A 15,498-nucleotide genomic window follows, 5' to 3' on the forward strand; every position below is an offset into this window, starting at 1 on the left:
TCGGGGCGTGCTGCTGCCTGAGTCCTCGGTGCCGGGGGCGGATCTGCCTGTTCGGGCCGTGCTGCCTTCTGCTGTTGATGCGGTGCGGTCGCGGGGGACGGCCGTGCTCGTGGCGCCGCCTGGGTCGGGGAAGACGTCGCTGCTGCCGCTGGCGTTGGCTGATGCGCTCGGGGGCACGGTGATCGTTGCTGAGCCGCGGCGGATGGCTACGCGGGCGGCTGCTGCTCGGCTGGCGTCGTTGGTGGGGGAGCCGCTGGGGCAGCGGGTCGGGTACGCGATGCGTGGGGAGCGCAGCGGGGGTGAGGGGCTGCGGGTCGAGGTGGTGACGACCGGGTTGCTCGTACGGCGGCTGCAGCGGGACCCGGAGTTGCCGGGGGTTTCGGCGATCGTGATCGACGAGTGTCATGAGCGGCACCTGGATGCGGACCTGCTGCTGGCGTTCTGCGTCGACGTACGGGCGAACCTGCGGCCGGACCTGGCGATCGTCGCGACGTCGGCGACGGCGGACACGGTGCGGTTGAGCCGGGCGCTGGGGGATGCGCCTGTGGTGACTGCCTCCGCCGCGCTGTTCGAGGTGGGGGTGGAATGGGCGCCGCCGCCGGTGCCTGTGCCGCTGCTGCCGGGTGGGCGGGTGGATCCGCGGTTGCTGGATCACGTGGCGGGCGTCGTACGGCGTGCTCTGGGGGAGAACGACGGGGATGTGCTCGTGTTCGTGCCGGGGGAGGCGGAGATCAACGGGGTGGCGCGGCGGCTGGCGGGGGAGAACGTGCTGCCGCTGTACGGGCGGCAGTCGCGGGCCGAGCAGGAGCGGGCGCTGACGCCGGGCGCTGAGCGGCGGATCGTGGTGACGACGTCGGTGGCGGAGAGCTCGTTGACGGTGCCTGGGGTTCGGGTGGTGGTTGATTCGGGGCTGGCCCGGGAGCCGCGGACGGATCAGTCGCGCGGGTTGGGGTCGTTGGTGACCTGCCGGGTGTCGAAGTCGTCGGCCGATCAGCGGGCCGGCCGGGCTGGGCGGGAGGGGCCTGGACGGGTCTATCGGTGCTGGTCTGCGGTGGAGCACTCGCATCTCGATGCGCATCCGGCGCCGGAGATCGCGGTTGCTGATCTGGCGGGGTTCGCGCTGGATCTGGCGGCGTGGGGCGCGCCGGGTGGGGCTGGGTTGGCGTTGCTGGATGCGCCGCCGGGGGTGGCGATGTCAGCTGCTGCTGAGTTGCTGGCGCGGCTGGATGCTGTAGATGAGGACGGGCGGATCACCGAGCGCGGGCGGCGGATGGCGGCCGTTGGGGCGCATCCGCGGTTGGCGCGGGCGTTGCTGGACGGGGCGGCGCGGGTCGGGGCTGATCGGGCGCGTGAGGTGGTGGCGATGCTGTCGGATGACTCGGGGCGGGACTTCGGTGATGATCTGCCGGCGCGGTGGAAGGCGTTGCGGCGGGGAGACGACCGGGGAGCCAGCGCGCGGTGGAAAGAGGAAACCAAGAGGCTCGGGCGAGGAGAGTCGTCCGGTGCACGCGGAGGGCGGGACGAATCGGCGGGGCGGGGCTTGCCGGACGATCTTGCGGTCGGGGTAGTCGTGGGGCTGGCGTATCCGGATCGGATCGCTCGGGCGCGGGGCGCCGACTCGGCGACGTACCAGATGTCGGGCGGGACGGGGGCCGCGCTGGATGAGCACTCCTCGTTGCGGACCACGCCCTGGCTGGCGATCGCGGTGGCTGATCGGGCGCCCGGGCGAGCCGACGCGCGGATTCGGTCGGCGGCGCCGATCGACGAGCAGACCGCGCGCGCCGTTGCCGGGGATCTGTTGTCGACCACCGATCAGATCCGGTGGGACGACGGGCGGGTGGTGACGCGGCGCGTCGAGGCGCTGGGGGCGATCGTGCTCACCGACGTTCCGCTGGCGAAGCCTGATCCGGTGCTTGTCCAGGCCGCCGTGCGGGACGGGATTCGGCGCAGTGGCTTGTCCGTACTGCGCTGGTCCGAGGCTGCGGTCGCGCTGCGGGAGCGGCTGGCCTTCTGCCATGCGCACCTCGGGTCGCCTTGGCCTGCAGTGGATGACGACGCGCTGCTGGCTGGTCTCGACGAGTGGCTGGGGTCCGAACTCGCTTCGGTGCGGGCCGCGCGGGATCTCACGCGGATCGACGTCGCGTCGGCGCTGCGGCGGCTGCTGCCGTGGCCTGCGGCGACCAGGTTTGGTGAGCTGGCACCGGAGCGGCTCCAGGTCCCGTCGGGTTCCAGCGTTCGCCTCGCGTACGACGGTGCTGAGCCGCCGGTGCTCGCGGTGAAGTTGCAGGAGGTCTTCGGGTGGACTGCTACGCCGACCGTGGCGGACGGGCGCGTGCCGGTGGTGCTGCACCTGCTGTCGCCGGCGCAGCGGCCGGTGGCGATCACCAGCGATCTGACCTCGTTCTGGAAGCAGGGGTACCCGCAGGTGCGGGCTGACCTGAGGGCTCGCTATCCGCGTCATCCCTGGCCGGAGGACCCGCTCACCGCCGTACCGACGAAGCGGGTCAAGCCGCGTCAGTGATCCAGCATGTGACCTGGCGCTCTCCGAGGGCTTCCAGCTGGTCGCCTCGACTACGCTGGCGGGGTGATTGTGGATCAGCGGACCGACCGTGAGCTGCGTGGGCTGGCACGGGTTCTGGTGCGGTCCGGGTACGCCGACCGGGCCGCGGTGACGGCTGCTCTGACCGAGGCCGTGCAGGAGGACGCGCCGGCCGCGGACGCCGCCGTAGTGGTTCCGGAGCTCATCGCCGAGGCGGTGAGCGAGCTGGAGGCCGACGCAGCGAGCTGGCCCGAGCAGACAGCGCCTGACCGGCTGGACGCCGTACTGGACGAGCTGGAAGCGCTGGGCATCGTGGTGGTCCGCTACACCTCCGACCACCACGCCGCCCGCCAGGCGCTGGAAGCAGCGACGGCGCCGAAGGGACTGGTGTTCTTCACCGACACCGACGTCTGGCACGCGGTCGACTTCGGCATGCTGGAGCTGAAGGTCTGGCACCCGGACACCGCGAACGTCGCGCCGGGGGAGCCGTTGCTGGACGACGTACTGGCGTTGCTGCACGAGCGGGACCTGCCGGCGACCTTCGACGAGGGACGGATCGAGGTGACGGTCGAGTGGCAGCGCAGGGTGCACCTGTGATCGGCGTCTTCGCCCTGCAGGGCAACGTGCGCGAGCACCTGGCCATGCTCGGCCAGGTCGGCGTCGAGGCCGTCCCGGTCCGCCGCCCGTCCGAGCTGGCCGCGGTCGACGGGCTGGTGCTGCCGGGCGGCGAGTCGACGACGATGGAGAAGCTGGCCCGCTCGTTCGAGCTGTTCGAGCCGCTGCAGAAGCGGATCCGGGACGGGATGCCGGTGTTCGGGACCTGCGCCGGGATGATCCTGCTGGCCGACGAGATCAGCGGCGGTGTCGCCGGGCAGGAGACGCTCGGCGGGCTCGACGTGACGGTGCGGCGGAACGCGTTCGGCCGTCAGGTGGACTCGTTCGAGGCCGATCTGGAGTTCGGCGCGTTCAGTACGCCGTACCACGCCGTGTTCATCCGGGCACCGTGGGTCGAGCGGGTCGGTCGCGACGTGGAGGTACTGTCGACGGTGAGGTCTGGCCCCGCCACCGGTAGGATCGTGGCGGTTCGCCACGATCGGCTGCTGGCCACGTCGTTCCACCCTGAGATGACGGGTGACGCCCGGCTGCACGGCTACTTCGCCGATCTGGTGCGCGACCTCTAGATCAGTTGCAGGCGGTAGAAGGGTTGGGTTCGCGATGTCAGGCCACTCCAAATGGGCCACCACCAAGCACAAGAAAGCGGTCATCGACTCGAGGCGCGCCAAGCTCTTCGCGAAGCTGATCAAGAACATCGAGGTGGCCGCCCGGACCGGCGGCGGTGACCTGTCCGGCAACCCGACCCTGTACGACGCGGTGCAGAAGGCCAAGAAGTCGTCGGTCCCGAACGACAACATCGACCGCGCGGTCAAGCGTGGTTCCGGGGCCGAGGCCGGTGGCGCGGAGTACCAGTCGATCACCTACGAGGGCTACGGCCCGAACGGTGTCGCGATGCTGGTCGAGTGCCTGACCGACAACCGCAACCGCGCCGCGGCCGACGTCCGGACCGCGATGACCCGCAACGGCGGCTCGCTGGCCGACCCGGGCAGCGTCGCGTACCTGTTCAACCGCAAGGGCGTCATCGTGGTGAACAAGGAGCAGGACGGCAAGACCTACTCCGAGGACGACGTGATGGAGGCCGTCCTGGAGGCCGGCGCCGACGAGGTGAACGACCTCGGCGAGGCCTTCGAGGTGATCAGCGAGGCGACCGACCTGGTCAAGGTCCGGACCGCGCTGCAGGACGCCGGGATCGACTACGAATCGGCCGACGCGTCGTTCGTGCCGTCGATGACGGTCGAGCTGGACGCCGACGGCGCGAACAAGATCTTCCGGCTGATCGACGCGCTCGAGGACAGCGACGACGTGCAGAACGTTTACGCCAACTTCGACGTCTCCGACGACGTCATGGCCGAGGTTGGCTGACAGTTAGTTAACTCGCGGGTAACCTGAGGTCATGACGACTCAGGTACTCGCGCTGTGGGACAAGTTGCGGACCGTCCCGGGCGGTCCGCGGCTGTTCTCGTTCGTGTTCAGCCGGCGGGCGCCGTACTTCGGGTCGATCCGCCCGCGGTTCGTCCAGGTCAGCCCGAACTTCGCCTCGCTCGTGCTGCCCAAGCGCCGCGCGGTCCAGAACCACATCGGCACCGTGCACGCGATCGCCGTCTGCAACGGGCTCGAGGCCGCGATGGGCGCGCTCGCCGAGGCGACCGTCCCGGCCGGCAAACGCTGGCTGCCCAAGGGCATGGACGTCGCCTACCTGGCCAAGTCCACCTCGGACCTGACCTGCACCGCCGAGACCGACCCGGCCGCGTGGACCGCCGGCCCCGACGTACCGGTGCACGTCAAGGCGACCCGCGACGACGGCACGGTCGTTGTCGAAGGCACCATCAAGCTCTGGGTCACCGACCGCAAGTAGGCGGTATTGCTGTCGCCCGGTTCAGGTGGGCGACGTAGGGTCTGGGCGTGACCGATGCGCTGCGACTTGTCGACATCACCGAGGACCATCTGGACGCCGTACTGCGGGTGCGGGCGCGCTCGTTCGGTCCGTTACCCGCGTCGTCGCGGGAGCAGTGGACCAAGGACGCGGTCGAGTTCCTCACCGACGGCCGGTACGTCGGTGTCGCCGACGGCGACGAGGTGGTCGCGGCCGCGCGGATCTGGGACTTCCAGCAGTGGTGGGGCGGTCGCCAGGTGCCGATGGCCGGGATCGCCGGCGTCGTGGTGTCGCCGGAGTACCGCGGGCGCGGGGTCGGCAGCATGCTGATGCGCGGGGTGATGCAGCGGTCGATCGAGCGCGGCTGCCCGCTGACCGCGCTGTACCCGGCGACGACCGTGATCTACCGCAAGCTCGGGTACGAGTTCGGCGGCGGGCGGTACCGGTTCTCCTTCCAGGCGGCGGATCTGCGGTCGCTGGGCGGGCGCGGGGTGTCGATCCGGCGGGCCGGGCCGGCTGATGCCGGGCGGTTCCTGGAGTTGGTCGCGGAGGCGCACGAGGGTGCGCGCGCGAGCGGCGTACTGGGGTGGCCGGAGGCGAAGGTCGCGGAGTGGCTGGCCGACGACGAGGACATCTTCGCGTACCTCGCCGACGACGGGTTCGTGGTCTACAACTGGGACGGCAACAACCTGCGGGTCGACGAGCTGATCGCGCACTCGGAGGAGACCGCGCGGGCGCTCTGGGCGACGGTGGGGTCTGGGTCGTCGACTGCTCGGACTGTGCACGCGTACGTGTCGCCGAACGACCCGGTGCACCTGCTGGCGCAGCTGGAGGCCGACAAGGAGATGCAGGTGCAGCACTGGATGCTGCGGCTGCTGGACGCACCTGCTGCTGTTGCTGCGCGGGGGTTTGCTCCTGGGGTTGCGGTGGAGGCTGAGCTGCAGCTGGACGACGCTGAGGTGCCGGGGCATGCGGGGCGGTGGCAGCTGTCGGTTGCTGATGGCGCTGGCAAGCTGACGCCGTCGTCGGGGACTGGTGACGTGCTGCGGCTCGGGGCTCGTGGACTGGCCGGCCTGTACGCCGGTACGCCGCTGGCTTCGCTGCGGGCGTCGGGGCTGGCGACGGGTGGGTCGGTGCGGGACGACGGGGCGCTGGACACGGCATTCGGGGGCCCCGCGGCGTACATGCTCGACTTCTTCTGATCGCGTTGTCCACAAGCGCTCGGCGCGTCGATTTCCTGCTCGCTCGGCCTGCCGCATAGTGTTTGTCGAACAAACGTTCGGAGGTGTTCATGCGGGTGCTCGGCGTCGACCCGGGGCTGACCCGGTGCGGTCTCGGCGTGGTCGAGGGCGCGCCCGGACGGCCCCCGAAGCTGGTCGCCGTCGGTGTGGTCCGGACGCCTGCTGACCTGGACGTCGCGCGGCGGCTGGTCCAGATCGAGGCCGGCATCGAGCAGTGGATCGAGGAGCACCGGCCGGACGCCGTCGCCGTCGAGCGGGTCTTCGCGCAGCACAACGTCCGTACGGTGATGGGCACCGCACAGGCGTCGGGCATCGCGATGGTCGTCGCCGCCCGGCGAGGCCTGCCGGTCGCGCTGCACACACCGAGCGAGGTCAAGGCCGCGGTCACCGGCTCCGGCCGGGCCGACAAGGACCAGGTCACCACGATGGTCACCCGGATCCTCCAGCTGCCCGAGCGCCCGACCCCCGCGGATGCTGCCGACGCCTTGGCCCTCGCGATCTGCCACGTCTGGCGCGGGGGAGTGACAAGCAAACTGCAAGCGGCCGCACAGTCTCAGCTGGAAGTGCGGGCACAAGCACAATCCAGAGCACAACTGGCGAAGGTTCAAGCGGCGCTGGTGCAGGCGACCGCGGCCCGGGAAGCACAACTCCGGGCAGTACGAGGAGGTAAGCGATGATCGCGTTCGTGCGGGGCCCGGTGGCGGCGATCGGGCTGGACAGCGCCGTGATCGAGGTCGGCGGGGTCGGCCTGCAGGTCTACTGCCACCCAGGGACCCTCGCCGGGTTGCGGCCCGGGCAGGAGACCCAGGTGTTCACCTCGATGGTCGTCCGCGAGGACTCGCTGACGCTCTACGGGTTCGCGGACGACGACGAGAAGAGCCTGTTCGAGCTGCTGCAGACCGCCTCCGGCGTCGGTCCGAAGCTCGCGCAGGCGGCGCTCGCCGTACTGAGCCCTGACCAGCTGCGCCAAGCCGTTGCCTCCGAGGACCTGGCGATGCTGGTGAAGGTCCCCGGGATCGGCAAGAAGGGCGCCCAGCGGATCGTCCTGGAGCTCAAGGACAAGATCGGCGCACCCTCCCAGACCGTCGCCGGCCGCCCGCTGCAGACGGCCGAAGCCTGGAAGGACCAGGTCCAGGCCGGTCTCGTCGGCCTCGGCTGGTCGGCCCGCGACGCCGAGGACGCGGTCGTCGCCGTCTCACCGCTGGCCGATCAAGGCGAACCCTCCGTCCCCGACCTGCTGCGCGCCGCGCTCCGCGTGCTCTCGAAGGCGTAACGGATGGAAGAGAACGTCAGGCCACTCGTCTCCGCGGACGCGGTCGACCTCGAGGAACGCAAGATCGAGTCGGCGCTGCGCCCGCGCACGCTGGCCGAGTTCGGCGGCCAGCGACGGGTCAGCGAGCAGCTCGAGCTCGTCCTGCACGCGGCCCGTGGCCGCAACCGTGCGCCCGACCACGTGCTGCTGTCCGGCCCGCCCGGTCTGGGCAAGACCACGCTGGCGATGATCATCGCGGCGGAGCTGTCGGCGCCGCTGCGGATCACCAGCGGCCCGGCGATCCAGCACGCCGGCGACCTGGCGGCGATCCTGTCCGGGCTGAGCGAGGGCGAGGTGCTGTTCCTCGACGAGATTCACCGGATGTCGCGCCCGGCCGAAGAGCTGCTGTACATGGCGATGGAGGACTTCCGGGTCGACGTGATCGTCGGCAAGGGGCCGGGGGCAACGGCGATCCCGCTGGAGATCCCGCCGTTCACGCTGGTCGGCGCGACGACCCGGGCCGGGCTGCTGCCGGGACCGCTGCGCGACCGGTTCGGGTTCACCGGGCACCTGGAGTTCTACGAGTCGGCCGAGCTGGAGAAGATCGTCAACCGGTCCGCCGCGCTGCTCGACGTCGACATCACCCCCGAGGGCGCCGGCGAGATCGCTTCCCGCTCCCGCGGCACACCCCGGATCGCGAACCGGCTGCTCCGCCGCGTCCGCGACTACGCCGAGGTCCGCGCCGACGGCATCATCACGATCGCGCTGTCCAAGGCCGCCCTCGACCTGTACGAGGTCGACCGGATGGGCCTGGACCGCCTCGACCGCAGCGTCCTCGACGCGCTCTGCCGCCGCTTCGGCGGCGGCCCGGTCGGCCTGTCCACCCTCGCGGTCGCCGTCGGCGAGGAACGCGAAACCGTCGAGGAAGTCGCCGAACCGTTCCTGGTCCGCTCCGGCTACCTCGCCCGTACGCCGCGCGGCCGCGTCGCCACACCAGCGGCCTGGCGTCACCTTGGCCTCTCCGTCCCCAAGAACGCCACCTTCGCCGACACCCTGTTCGACGCCGAGGAGGAGTAGGGAACTGCGGGGCCCGCCGTGCACGTTGAAGCAGTACACCGTGCACCCAGTGCGGTGGACCGGGTACAGCAAGCGCACCGGACCGGACGTACGGTGCGCGAGTAACGCAAACGTGACCCGGTGTCATGCGGCACTTGTTGCCGCTCAGGGTTAGACTCCCCGGTGGCCTGACCTCGGCCATCCCGTGACGACCTGCGCGCGCAGAGCGTGCCGGGCCCCCGCAATCGACGAAGGATTCTGAGTCCCGATGCAACTGCTCGCCGTACCGATGGCCTCTTCCGGAGGTGGCGGGGGTTTCACGCTCCTGCTCCCGCTGATCCTGATCGTCGGCATGATCTGGTTCATGAGCCGCACCCAGCGTAAGCAGCGGCAGAAGCAGGCCGACACCGTCGCCGCGCTGACCCCCGGTACCAAGGTGGTCACCACCAGCGGCATGGTCGGCGTGGTCGAGGAGGTCGACGACGAGTACGTCACCCTCGAGGTCTCCGACGGCATCCTGGTCCAGTTCGTGAAGGCCGCGGTCGGCCGGGTGCTGCCCGACGACGAGCCGGCCGACGAGGCGGTCGAGGCCCCGGCGGCCGACCCGGTGGAGGACCGGGTCACCGACGAGGTGGCCGAGCGCGACACCGTCGACGTACCGGAGACGGGCGAGGCCAAGGCGCAGGACAAGAAACTGCCGCCGACGCACACCGAGAACTGAACTTCCCCGTCCTATCGGCGTGCGGCGCGCCCCGGCGTCACCCTGACACCCCGGCGCGCCCAGAAGCGCAAAGGTTGAATCCACAGTGGCATCAACGACGACATCCCGCCCAGGGCGGCTCCTGATCGTGCTCGGAGTCATCCTGGTCCTGCTGTTCGGGATCATGGGGCTGACCAAGCACTGGGAGCCCAAGCTCGGCCTGGACCTGCGCGGTGGCACCACCATCACGCTGACCGCGAAGTCCCTGGCCGGCGGCGGTGGTGTCACCGCCGAGCAGCTGTCCGAGGCGAAGAACATCATTTCGCAGCGGGTCAACGGCGCGGGCGTCGGCGAGGCCGAGATCACCACCGCGGGCCGCGACCACATCAACGTCGCGGTCCCCGGTGCCAACCAGGACAGCCTGATCAAGCAGGTCGGCCAGACCGCCCTGCTGTACTTCCGGGTCGTGTACGACGCCCAGCAGGCGGTCCCGCCGCCGGTGCCGTCGGCAACCCCGACCGGCAAGCCGTCCACGACGCCGAAGCCGAGCACCACGCCGACCGCGTCGACGACGCTGAAGCCGACCGGTTCCCCGTCGCCGAACGGCCGGGCCTGGAGCAGCGTGCTCGGCAAGGCCGCGACGCCGACCCCGACGCCGACCGCGAACCCGAGCACCCCGCCGGTGACGCCGCCCCCGGCCACCCCGCCGGCCAACCCGGGCGACCCGCTGAGCTGGCAGCCCGATGCGGCCACCACCGCGGCCTTCGCCACCTTCAAGTGCCCGGACGCCAAGACGGCCAAGCCCGAGGACAACCCGGACAAGCCGCTGATGTCCTGCGACAAGGCCGGTACCAGCAAGTACCTGCTCGGCCCGGCGATCCTCAAGGGCACCGACCTGACCGACGCCAGCGCGGGCATCCCGCAGGGCGGCTTCCAGTGGCAGGTCAACCTGAACTTCAACGGTGAGGGCGGCGACAAGTTCCTGAAGGCCACCACCGCCATCTCCCAGCGCGGCCAGGGCAACAACCTGTTCGCGATCGTGCTGGACGGCGAGACCATCTCGACGCCGAGCGTCGACGGCCCGATCCCGGGCGGTCAGGCGCAGATCAGCGGCAGCTTCACCGAGACCGAGGCCCGCGACCTCGCCAACGTGCTCAAGTACGGCGCGCTGCCGGTCTCCTTCGACGTCTCCTCGGTCGAGACGATCTCGCCGCAGCTCGGCGGTGACCAGCTCTCGGCCGGCATCACCGCGGGCATCATCGGCCTGGCGCTGGTGATCATCTTCTCCTTCCTGTACTACCGGGGCCTCGGCCTGGTCGTGGTCGCCTCGCTGGCCGCCGCGGCGGCGCTGACCTACGCGTCGGTGGTGCTGCTCGGCCAGGCGATCGGGTTCACCCTGACGCTGGCCGGGATCGCCGGTCTGATCGTCGCGATCGGTATCACCGCTGACTCGTTCGTCATCTACTTCGAGCGGCTCCGCGACGAGGTCCGCGAGGGCCGCAGCCTGCGCTCCTCGGTGGAGACCGGCTGGGCCCGCGCCAAGCACACGATCATCGCGGCCGACTCGATCTCGCTGCTGGCCGCCGTCGTGCTGTACATCCTCGCGGTCGGGGGCGTGAAGGGCTTCGCGTTCACGCTCGGCCTGACCACGCTGATCGACCTGCTGGTGGTCTTCATCTTCACCAAGCCGCTGGTCACGCTGCTGGCCCGGACCGACTTCTTCGGCCACGGCCACAAGCTGTCCGGTCTCGACCCCGAGCACCTCGGGGTGGAGCGGCTGCCCGGCCAGATGAAACCGTCCGCCCGTCCGGCCAAGTCGACGCGTAAGCCCGTGGGAGGGGAGGTCTGATGTCGAAGCTCGGAAACATCGGTGCGAAGCTGCACCGCGGTGAGGTCTCCTACGACTTCATCGGCAAGCGCAAGGTCTGGTTCGCCGTCTCGCTGATCCTGGTCGCGGTCTCCGTGATCGGCCTGGCCGTCCGCGGCCTGGCGCTGGGCATCGAGTTCAAGGGCGGCACCGAGTACCAGACGTCGGTGCAGGTCACCGACTCCACGATCGACGACTTCACCAACGCGGTGAAGGCGACCAACGCGCAGGACCTCGGCGACCCGGTCGTCACCACGATCGGCAGCGACAAGGTCCGGATCCAGACCCGGCCGCTCAGCCAGGACGACATCACCAAGGTCCGGGTCGCGATCGCCGACCAGGCCGGCGTCGCGGAGAACCAGGTCAGCACGTCGCAGATCGGTGCCTCCTGGGGTGACCAGATCGCGAACAAGGCCGTCCTCGCGCTGATCGTCTTCCTGGTCCTGGTCTTCCTGGTGATCTGGATCTACTTCCGCGAACCGAAGGCCTCGATGGCTGCGATCATCGCGCTGGTGCACGACGTGCTGATCACGGTCGGCGTCTACGCGCTGGTCGGGTTCGACGTCACGCCGGCCACCGTGATCGGCGTCCTGACGATCCTCGGTTACTCGCTGTACGACACCGTCGTGGTCTTCGACAAGGTCCGCGAGAACACCCGCGGGATCACCGGCTCGAACCGCTTCACCTACAGCGACGCGGCCAACCTGGCCGTGAACCAGACCGTCGTCCGCTCGATCAACACCACGCTGATCGCGCTGATGCCGGTCGGCTCGATCCTCGTCGTCGGCACGGTGGTGCTCGGGACCGGTCCGCTGAAGGACCTGTCGCTGGCGCTGTTCGTCGGGATCGCGGTCGGTGCGTACTCCTCGGTCTTCATCGCCCCGGCGCTGCTGGCCACCTTCAAGGAGCGCGAGCCGGGTATGCAGGCGCTGCGTCGCCGGGTGCTCGCCAAGCGCGCCCAGCAGAGCGGTACGGCGGCTCCCGCCGCCGCGGGCGCGGAGCCGGCGGGTGCGCTGGTCGGCGGCGGTACGGCGACCGCCGTACGGCCGCAGGACCGTGCTCCCAAGGCCGGTACGCCGGTGGCGTCCAGCCGCCCGGTGAAGTCGACCGGCGCGGCCGGCCGGCCGCAGCCGAGCCGTAAGCCGCGCTCCAAGCGCGGCAAGTGACGAAGGGTCGTTGATGCGTTCGCTGGAGCAGGTCCTCACCGAGGGCATCCGCGACATCCCGGACTACCCGCAGCCGGGGGTGGTGTTCAAGGACATCACCCCCCTGCTGGCCGACCACACCGGCTTCACCCAGGTGGTCGAGGCGCTGGCCGCGTTCGGCAAGGACGACGACGGCGAGGTCGTGGTCGACAAGGTGGTCGGGATCGAGGCCCGTGGCTTCATCCTGGCCGCCCCGGTCGCGCTGGCGCTCGGCGCCGGCTTCGTGCCGGTCCGCAAGCAGGGCAAGCTGCCGTCGGCGACGTTCGCCGAGTCGTACGAGCTGGAGTACGGCGAGGCGACCATCGAGGTGCACCAGGACGCGTTCGCGCCCGGTGACCGGGTGCTGGTGATCGACGACGTGCTCGCCACCGGCGGCACGGTCGAGGCCTGCCTGCGGCTGGTCCGGCGCTGCGGCGCCGAGATCGTCGGCACCGGCGTACTGATCGAGCTGTCCTTCCTGCCCGGCCGGAAGCGGCTTTCCGGCGAGCGCGTGGACGCTCTCGTCACTGTCTGAAGCCGGTCCGTACGCCGGTCCGGCGTGTTGTCCACAGGCCGTGTCCACCTCGTTGGCCGTGACCCCCTAGACTGGTGGTCTGTCGGCGGAGGGACACAACGTGGGCGAAGACCCGGCGATGACGTCAGCGGTACCGGATGTGGTGCCGCACGAGCCCCCGCGCGCGCCCGCACCGGTGCGCCCGGTCAGCTCGGCGCCGCCGCCTGCCGCCCAACCGCCGCGGATCGCGCCCGCCCGGGTGCGTGCGCGGCTGGCCCGCCTCGGCGGGACCCGGCACCCGAACCGGGCGCCGATGCTGGAGCCGCTGTTCCGGGTCGTCCGGGCCACGCACCCCAAGGCCGACCTGGGGATGATCGAGCGGGCCTACCGGACCGCCGAGAAGCACCACACCGGCCAGCTGCGCAAGAGCGGTGACGCCTACATCACGCACCCGCTCGCCGTCGCGACCATCCTGGCCGAGCTGGGTATGACCGCACCGACGCTGTGCGCCGCGCTGCTGCACGACACCGTCGAGGACACCGACTACACGATCGACGAGCTGACCAAGGACTTCAGCGAAGAGATCGCGATGCTGGTCGACGGCGTCACCAAGCTGGACAAGGTCAAGTACGGCGAGTCCGCGCAGGCCGAGACGATCCGCAAGATGGTCGTCGCGATGGCCAAGGACATCCGGGTGCTGGTGATCAAGCTCGCCGACCGGTTGCACAACATGCGCACGCTGGGCTTCCTGCGCCAGGAGAAGCAGGAGCGGATCGCCCGCGAGACGCTGGAGATCTACGCCCCGCTGGCCCACCGGCTGGGTATGAACACGATCAAGTGGGAGCTCGAGGACCTGTCGTTCTCGACCCTGCACCCGAAGGTGTACGACGAGATCGTCCGGCTGGTCGCCGAGCGCGCGCCGTCGCGCGACGAGTACCTGGCCTCGGTGATCGACCAGGTGCACGAGGACCTGCGCGCCGCCAAGGTGAAGGCCACCGTCACCGGCCGGCCCAAGCACTACTACTCGATCTACCAGAAGATGATCGTCCGCGGCCGCGAGTTCGGCGACATCTACGACCTGGTCGGCATCCGGGTCCTGGTCGAGTCGGTCCGGGACTGCTACGCGGCCCTTGGTGTGCTGCACGCGCGGTGGAACCCGGTCCCCGGCCGGTTCAAGGACTACATCGCGATGCCGAAGTTCAACATGTACCAGTCGCTGCACACCACCGTGATCGGCCCGCAGGGCAAGCCGGTGGAGCTGCAGATCCGGTCATTCTCGATGCACCGGCGCGCGGAGTACGGCATCGCCGCGCACTGGAAGTACAAGGAGGACCCGAACGCCCCGGTCCCGGAGGTCGGCGCGGGCGCCGCCCCGAGCACCGACGTCAGCACCCCGAACGAGATGCCCTGGGTGCGGCAGCTGGTCGACTGGCAGCGCGAGACCTCCGACCCGTCGGAGTTCCTCGACTCGCTGCGCTTCGAGATCAACAACTCCGAGGTCTACGTGTTCACCCCGCGCGGCGACGTGATGTCGCTGCCGACCGGGTCGTCCCCGGTCGACTTCGCGTACGCGGTGCACACCGAGGTCGGGCACCGCTGCATCGGCGCCCGGGTGAACGGCCGCCTCGTCCCGCTGGAGAGCACCCTCGAGAACGGCGACGTCGTCGAGGTCTTCACCTCCAAGGCCCAGGGCGCCGGCCCGTCGCGCGACTGGCTCGGCTTCGTCAAGAGCCCGCGCGCCCGGAACAAGATCAAGCACTGGTTCTCCAAGGAGCGCCGCGACGAGGCGATCGAGCACGGCAAGGACGCGATCGCCAAGCAGCTCCGCAAGGAGGGCCTGCCGCTGCAGCGCCTGCTGTCGCACGAGACGCTCACGGCGGTCGCCAACTCGCTGCGGTACCCGGACGTCACCGGCCTGTACGCCGCGGTGGGGGAGAGCCACGTCAGCGCCCAGGCCGTCGTACGGCGGTTGATCGAGACGTACGGCGGGGAGGAGGGCGCGGCCGAGGACCTCGCCGAGGGCCTGCGTCTCCCGCAGACCCGCGAGCGCCGCAAGCGGACCGCCCGCGGCGACGCCGGCGTCATCGTCAAGGGCGCCACGGACGTGCTGTCCAAGCTCGCCCGCTGCTGCACCCCGGTCCCCGGTGACGAGATCATCGGCTGGGTCACCCGCGGCGCCGGCGTCTCGGTGCACCGCGCCGACTGCGCCAACGTCGAGAACCTGCAGACCCAGCCCGAACGCATCGTCGAGGTCGAGTGGGCCCCGACCGCGCAGTCGGTCTTCCTGGTCGCCATCCAGGTCGAGGCGCTGGACCGGGCGCGGTTGCTGTCGGACATCACCCGGGTCCTGTCGGACTACCACGTGAACATCCTGTCGGCGGCGCTGACCACGACCCGGGACCGGATCGCCAAGTCCCGCTTCACCTTCGAGATGGGCGATCCGACCCACCTCGGGCACGTGCTGAAGGCGGTGCGCTCGGTCGAGGGCGTCTTCGACGTCTACCGCGTCACCCAGTAGTTCCTTTCTCGAGTCCGTCCGTCGGCTCGCGGCCCGGTCCGGGCCGCAGCCGTCGTACGGAATGCCCGTCGGCGTCGGTCGGCATTGGGGCCACGTTCACCTGAGCGGAGAAATGTCGCCGAGGGCCGTCGCGCACGCA

Annotated in this window: 14 protein-coding genes; all 14 read left to right on the forward strand. The window is 70.5% G+C overall.

Translation table 11 applies throughout. The features are described 5' to 3' along the window. Positions 1-7 precede the first annotated feature (7 nt). The 14 genes from hrpB (at position 8) to AB0M01_RS12500 (ending at position 15,359) form a co-directional block, all read left to right on the forward strand. Positions 8-2,521, forward strand: coding sequence for an ATP-dependent helicase HrpB (gene hrpB, locus AB0M01_RS12435; RefSeq protein ID WP_363668526.1), 2,514 nt, complete (start codon positions 8-10; stop codon positions 2,519-2,521). A gap of 63 nt (positions 2,522-2,584) precedes the next feature. Next, positions 2,585-3,136: a hypothetical protein gene (locus AB0M01_RS12440; RefSeq protein WP_363668529.1), complete on the forward strand. Its 552-nt coding sequence runs from the start codon at positions 2,585-2,587 to the stop codon at positions 3,134-3,136. Continuing rightward, positions 3,112-3,720, forward strand: coding sequence for a pyridoxal 5'-phosphate synthase glutaminase subunit PdxT (gene pdxT / locus AB0M01_RS12445; RefSeq protein ID WP_363668531.1), 609 nt, complete (start codon positions 3,112-3,114; stop codon positions 3,718-3,720). The genes AB0M01_RS12440 and pdxT overlap by 25 nt, the downstream gene beginning before the upstream one ends. 34 nt (positions 3,721-3,754) lie before the next feature. Then, positions 3,755-4,516, forward strand: a complete 762-nt coding sequence (locus AB0M01_RS12450) for a YebC/PmpR family DNA-binding transcriptional regulator (protein WP_363668533.1) — start codon at positions 3,755-3,757, stop codon at positions 4,514-4,516. 31 nt (positions 4,517-4,547) lie between these two features. Then, the gene (locus AB0M01_RS12455; RefSeq protein ID WP_363668535.1) at positions 4,548-5,009 is read left to right on the forward strand and encodes a hotdog fold domain-containing protein; all 462 of its coding nucleotides are present in this window, start codon (positions 4,548-4,550) and stop codon (positions 5,007-5,009) included. 47 nt (positions 5,010-5,056) lie between these two features. Then, entirely contained in the window at positions 5,057-6,229 is a 1,173-nt protein-coding gene (locus AB0M01_RS12460) for a GNAT family N-acetyltransferase (RefSeq protein ID WP_363668537.1), read from the forward strand. Between the two features lie 89 nt (positions 6,230-6,318). Continuing rightward, positions 6,319-6,945 (forward strand): crossover junction endodeoxyribonuclease RuvC, encoded by a 627-nt coding sequence (gene ruvC / locus AB0M01_RS12465; RefSeq protein WP_363669452.1) that lies wholly within the window; start codon positions 6,319-6,321, stop codon positions 6,943-6,945. After that, positions 6,942-7,541 (forward strand): Holliday junction branch migration protein RuvA, encoded by a 600-nt coding sequence (gene ruvA, locus AB0M01_RS12470; RefSeq protein ID WP_363668539.1) that lies wholly within the window; start codon positions 6,942-6,944, stop codon positions 7,539-7,541. The genes ruvC and ruvA overlap by 4 nt, the downstream gene beginning before the upstream one ends. 3 nt (positions 7,542-7,544) lie before the next feature. Beyond that, positions 7,545-8,597, forward strand: a complete 1,053-nt coding sequence (ruvB, locus tag AB0M01_RS12475) for a Holliday junction branch migration DNA helicase RuvB (protein WP_363668541.1) — start codon at positions 7,545-7,547, stop codon at positions 8,595-8,597. A 247-nt stretch (positions 8,598-8,844) separates the two neighbouring features. Further along, complete coding sequence (gene yajC, locus AB0M01_RS12480) at positions 8,845-9,297, forward strand: preprotein translocase subunit YajC (protein ID WP_363668543.1); 453 nt, start codon at positions 8,845-8,847, stop codon at positions 9,295-9,297. An 85-nt stretch (positions 9,298-9,382) separates the two neighbouring features. Beyond that, positions 9,383-11,125, forward strand: a complete 1,743-nt coding sequence (gene secD, locus AB0M01_RS12485) for a protein translocase subunit SecD (protein WP_363668545.1) — start codon at positions 9,383-9,385, stop codon at positions 11,123-11,125. Beyond that, positions 11,125-12,309: a protein translocase subunit SecF gene (secF, locus tag AB0M01_RS12490; protein WP_363668547.1), complete on the forward strand. Its 1,185-nt coding sequence runs from the start codon at positions 11,125-11,127 to the stop codon at positions 12,307-12,309. Before secD ends, secF begins: the two co-directional genes overlap by 1 nt. Positions 12,310-12,322: 13 nt before the next feature. Beyond that, positions 12,323-12,862 (forward strand): adenine phosphoribosyltransferase, encoded by a 540-nt coding sequence (locus AB0M01_RS12495; protein WP_363668549.1) that lies wholly within the window; start codon positions 12,323-12,325, stop codon positions 12,860-12,862. Between the two features lie 292 nt (positions 12,863-13,154). Further along, on the forward strand, positions 13,155-15,359 hold the full coding sequence (locus tag AB0M01_RS12500) for a bifunctional (p)ppGpp synthetase/guanosine-3',5'-bis(diphosphate) 3'-pyrophosphohydrolase (RefSeq protein WP_363669454.1): 2,205 nt from the start codon (positions 13,155-13,157) through the stop codon (positions 15,357-15,359). The last annotated feature ends 139 nt before the right edge of the window (positions 15,360-15,498 follow it).

Origin of the sequence: Kribbella sp. NPDC051770, from assembly GCF_040681455.1 — a bacterium.
GTDB lineage: Bacteria > Actinomycetota > Actinomycetes > Propionibacteriales > Kribbellaceae > Kribbella.

Coding starts and splice junctions, on each gene's coding strand:
- AB0M01_RS12495 (WP_363668549.1), top strand. CDS start 12,323: ATGCGTTCGCTGGAGCAGGTCCTCACCGAGGGCATCCGCGACATCCCG.
- AB0M01_RS12450 (WP_363668533.1), top strand. CDS start 3,755: ATGTCAGGCCACTCCAAATGGGCCACCACCAAGCACAAGAAAGCGGTC.
- yajC (WP_363668543.1), top strand. CDS start 8,845: ATGCAACTGCTCGCCGTACCGATGGCCTCTTCCGGAGGTGGCGGGGGT.
- secF (WP_363668547.1), top strand. CDS start 11,125: ATGTCGAAGCTCGGAAACATCGGTGCGAAGCTGCACCGCGGTGAGGTC.
- ruvA (WP_363668539.1), top strand. CDS start 6,942: ATGATCGCGTTCGTGCGGGGCCCGGTGGCGGCGATCGGGCTGGACAGC.
- AB0M01_RS12500 (WP_363669454.1), top strand. CDS start 13,155: ATGCTGGAGCCGCTGTTCCGGGTCGTCCGGGCCACGCACCCCAAGGCC.
- AB0M01_RS12455 (WP_363668535.1), top strand. CDS start 4,548: ATGACGACTCAGGTACTCGCGCTGTGGGACAAGTTGCGGACCGTCCCG.
- ruvB (WP_363668541.1), top strand. CDS start 7,545: ATGGAAGAGAACGTCAGGCCACTCGTCTCCGCGGACGCGGTCGACCTC.
- ruvC (WP_363669452.1), top strand. CDS start 6,319: ATGCGGGTGCTCGGCGTCGACCCGGGGCTGACCCGGTGCGGTCTCGGC.